This window comes from Bradyrhizobium sp. SHOUNA76 (assembly GCF_023006445.1).
Lineage (GTDB): Bacteria > Pseudomonadota > Alphaproteobacteria > Rhizobiales > Xanthobacteraceae > Bradyrhizobium.
The window spans coordinates 1-3,430 of record NZ_JALBHA010000605.1; the positions used below are offsets into that span (position 1 = coordinate 1).

The 3,430-nt window shown below is 67.1% G+C and carries 4 protein-coding genes; all 4 read left to right on the forward strand.

What is annotated here, in order from left to right:
* Positions 1-190: DUF4159 domain-containing protein (locus MOV74_RS34175; RefSeq protein ID WP_246931380.1), on the forward strand; the 190-nt coding region annotated here is incomplete at its 5' end.
* Positions 191-338: 148 nt separating this feature from the next.
* Positions 339-2,402 (forward strand): hypothetical protein, encoded by a 2,064-nt coding sequence (locus tag MOV74_RS34180; RefSeq protein WP_246931381.1) that lies wholly within the window; start codon positions 339-341, stop codon positions 2,400-2,402.
* A gap of 255 nt (positions 2,403-2,657) precedes the next feature.
* Positions 2,658-3,074 carry a DUF2946 family protein gene (locus MOV74_RS34185; RefSeq protein ID WP_246931382.1) on the forward strand — a complete coding sequence of 139 codons (417 nt, stop codon included), beginning with the start codon at positions 2,658-2,660 and terminating at the stop codon, positions 3,072-3,074.
* Between the two features lie 142 nt (positions 3,075-3,216).
* The coding region (locus MOV74_RS34190; RefSeq protein ID WP_246931383.1) for a hypothetical protein at positions 3,217-3,430 on the forward strand (214 nt) is incomplete at its 3' end.

Consider the following 3,430-nt stretch of genomic DNA (forward strand, 5'->3'; position numbering starts at 1 on the left):
GAATGATCTTGACGGCGCCTGGGCGGTGCGGCCCGACGGCCAGGCCATGCTGCCGGTGACCGGCGGCGACACCCGCCAGCGCGAGTTCGCCTACCGCGCTGGCGCCAACATCGTGATGTACACCCTGACCGGCAACTACAAGGCCGACCAGGTGCACGCACCGGCGCTGATCGAACGGCTGGGGCAATGATGCACCTGACGAGCTTGAACCAAACGCCCCGTCATTCCGGGATGGTCCGTAGGACCAGACCCGGAATCTCGAGATTCTCAGGTACGCAATTGCGCACCGGAGTTCGATGCTCCGCATCGCCCCGGAATGACGTTGATAGGCCTGCCTCATGAATTACGGCATCGCGTTCACGCCGCTTGTCCCTGCGATCGTCCTCTGGCTCGCGCTCGCCGCGATCGTCGTCGTCGCGCTTGTGCTGCTGCTCGCGCGCGCACGCGGCGCCGCCGTGCGCGTGGCCGCGCTGGCGCTGTTCCTGCTGGCGCTCTCCAATCCTTCCTTCACCCGCGAGGACCGCGACCCCCTCACCTCGGTTGCCGCCGTCGTCGTCGACAAGAGCCCGAGCCAGAATTTCGGCAATCGCAATCGTGAGGCCGCGCAGGCGCAGGAGGCGCTGGTCGACAGCCTGAAGAAGATCAAGGGCCTCGAAGTCCGCGTCGTCGACGCCGGACAGGCCGACGGCGAGACCGACGGCACCAAACTGTTCGGCGCCCTCGGCTCGACCTTGTCGGACGTGCCGGTCGACCGCGTCGCCGGCGCGTTCCTGATCACCGACGGCCGCGTCCATGACATTCCTGCGAACGCCGCCGCGCTTGGCTTCCAAGCGCCGGTGCACGCGCTGATCACCGGGCAGAAGGACGAGCGCGATCGCCGCATCGCGATCACGGCGGCGCCCCGCTTCGGCATCGTCGGGCAGACCCAGACCATCAGCTACCGCCTCGACGACCAGGGCGTCACCGGCGAGCGCGCCAAGGTCACGGTCCGCAGGGACGGCGAGGTCATCAACGAGCGCACGCTATCGAGCGGTCAGGCCGCGAGCGTGGACGTCGACATCAAGCATGCCGGGCCGAACATCGTCGAGATCGAAGCCTCGCCGCTCGAGAAGGAGCTGACGCCGGTGAACAACCGCGCCGTCGTCGCCATCGACGGCGTGCGCGACAAGCTGCGCGTGCTGCTGGTCTCGGGCGAGCCGCATTCCGGCGAGCGCACCTGGCGCAATCTTCTCAAGTCCGACGCCAGCGTCGACCTCGTGCACTTCACCATTCTGCGTCCGCCGGAGAAACAGGACGGCACGCCGATCAACGAATTATCGCTGATCGCGTTTCCGACCCGCGAATTGTTCCAGCAGAAGATCAACGAATTCCAGCTGATCATCTTCGACCGCTACGCCCGCCAGGGCGTGCTGCCGATCGCCTATTTCGACAACATCGCGCGCTATGTCCGCTCGGGCGGCGCAGTGCTGGTCTCGGCCGGACCCGACTACGCCTCCAACACCAGCATCTGGCGCACGCCGCTGGATACCGTGCTGCCGGCCGAACCCGTCGGCGTGACGGAAAAGCCGTTCTATGCGCATCTGTCCGACGTCGGCAAACGCCACCCCGTCACGCGCGCCCTGGAGGGCTCCGCCAGCGAGCCGCCGCGCTGGAGCCGCTTCTTCAGGACGGTCGACACCCGCAATTCCGTCAACCCGCCGGTGATGACGGGGGCCGACGGCAAGCCGCTTCTGTTCCTGTCGCGCTTCGGCGAGGGCCGGGTTGCGCTCTTGCTGTCCGATCACATCTGGCTGTGGGCGCGCGGCTATGAGGGCGGCGGCCCGCATCTCGACCTGCTGAGGCGGATGTCACACTGGCTGATGAAGCAACCCGATCTCGACGAGGAGGCGCTGCGTCTGCAGGTGCAGGGCAAGGACCTCGTCGTGGTGCGTCAGACCATGGCCGACAGCGTTCAGCCGGTGAGCGTGACCTCGCCGTCGGGCGTGTCGCACGATTTGACGCTCGCGGCTGCCGATCCCGGCGAATGGCGCGCCAGCCTTCCCGCGAGCGAGCTCGGCCTGTGGCAGGCGACCGACGGCACGCTGAAGGCGCTGATCAATGTCGGCCCGACCAATCCGAAGGAGTTTTCGGAAGTCACCTCCACCACGGACACGTTGAAGCCGCTGACCCAGGCGACCGGCGGCGACGCCGTCCGCGTGGTCAGCGGCTCAAACGTCGAGCTGCCGCGCATCCTGCCGGTGCGCTCGGTGGGCATGTTCCATGGCGACGGCTGGATGGGCGTGCGGATGCGCGATGCCAGCGTGGTGAAAGGCGTCGGCGTGCTGCCGATCTTCGCCGGCGTGATCGGCCTGCTGCTGCTGCTCGGCGCCTTCGCCGCGACCTGGGTGCGCGAGGGGCGGTGAGGCGCATCAGTCTTGATTGCAACGAGGCGCTTCGCGCCGACCTCTCCCACACGCGGGAGAGGTGGACCACCCCGCGGCTGCACGATTCAACCTAGCCCCATCCGGCTTTAGTTGCCCGGAGGACACATCGAGCCAGCCGCCTGAACGGCAGCCCCGACCGGCCGTTGACATCCGACGACCGATCGGGCGATGTTATATTATAACATCGCGACGCCGCAGGGATCGGCGTCTCGCGATGCGGGGTGGCGTTTTCAGATGAAGTGGTTCCGGTCGAATATCAGGCACGGCGCCCGGCTCGCGTTGTTCGCGATGCTGGTGCAGTTCGCTTTGACATTCGGCCACAGCCATTGGTTCGCCCAGGCCGCTCCCCTTGCTCAATCCTCGCTGCAGCAGACCGACGGCACCAAGGACAGCGCCAAGGGCGTTGCTGCGATCGACCTCGCAGCGGTCCAGAAGCAATCGCCCTCAGGCCCTGATCGTGAGCATCCGGGCGAGGACAATTGCGCCATCTGCGCCGTCGTCGCGATGGCGGCCGCCGTCGTATCGGCAACGCCGCCGGTGCTGCTGTTGCCGCAGGCCATCGAGCTGCTCCACCGCACCACAGATGCCGAATTCATCCATCTGAAATCGGCCGGCACGGCATTCCAGCCCCGCGCCCCTCCCGCGTCCTGACCTCCAACGTTTGATCACGCCCAGCCTCGCCGCGCATCGGCGAATGCCTGGGAGAAGTTGAAGTCGAATTCCGTCGCGCCGCGACGGCAGGCCGCCTCCCATCGACAAACAACATGCGGACGGCCTGGCTGGAATCAGGATCATGTCATTTCAATTGCGACGCGCGCAGCGTCTTGGCGGAGCAAGCCTGCTCCTGCTCGGCGCTGCCGCCACGCCCGCTTTCGCCCAAACGCCTGTGCAAGACAAATCGTCGACCGAGATCCCCGCCGTCACCGTGACGGCGCCGAGCCCGATCATGCGCAGAGCGGTGGTGCCGTCCCGCAACGCAGGCCGTGGCACGCGGACCGCTCGGGTGC